We start from the raw sequence: 528 nt of genomic DNA, 5'->3' as shown, positions 1-528 counted from the left end.
TGCCAGCCCGGCTGGTCATCGCTCAAGACGGCGAGGCTGATCACGGGGCGGCGTTCGCGCACGAAGATCTGGGCGTGGTAACAGAACATGCGCTCGGCGAAGGTGGCATCGCGCTGGGCCTGGACTTCGAGGTGGATGAAGATCGTGCGTGGGGTGCCATCGTGGGCCTGCACCTGCACGAGCTTGTCGATACGATGCTTGCCGCGAGTGACATCCGGGTCAAGCTGGTGCAGTTCGGTATCCCGGAAGATCACGGGGTGCTGCCAATCCACGGTGCGCCAGACCTCCGGGAAGAGCAGTTCGAGCAACGGGGCGACATAGTGGTCGAGCGCATATTTCCACGCGCCATCAAAATCAGCCGGCGGGAGTTCCATGGGCGTTCCTCGGGCAAAACAGATTCTGGTTGTTCTACCGCACGAGGGGGGCGAAAGATACGGGGGCACGCGAAGACGCGAAGACGCGAAGGGGGATTGACGCAAAGGCGCGAAGGCGCAAAGTAGGGGCACGGCTTGCCCGTGCCCCTCGCCC

Annotated in this window: 1 protein-coding gene; it reads right to left on the bottom strand. The window is 63.4% G+C overall.

All coding sequences use genetic code 11. The features are described 5' to 3' along the window. The coding region (locus A9Q02_RS17515; protein ID WP_216361546.1) for a hypothetical protein at window positions 1-374 on the bottom strand (374 nt) is incomplete at its 3' end. Between the last annotated feature and the right edge of the window lie 154 nt (window positions 375-528).

This window comes from Candidatus Chloroploca asiatica, assembly GCF_002532075.1.
GTDB classification, from domain to species: Bacteria; Chloroflexota; Chloroflexia; order Chloroflexales; family Chloroflexaceae; genus Chloroploca; species Chloroploca asiatica.
The sequence above is the reverse complement of the archived record's forward strand: the minus strand, read 5'-3'. Positions and strand labels throughout refer to the sequence as shown.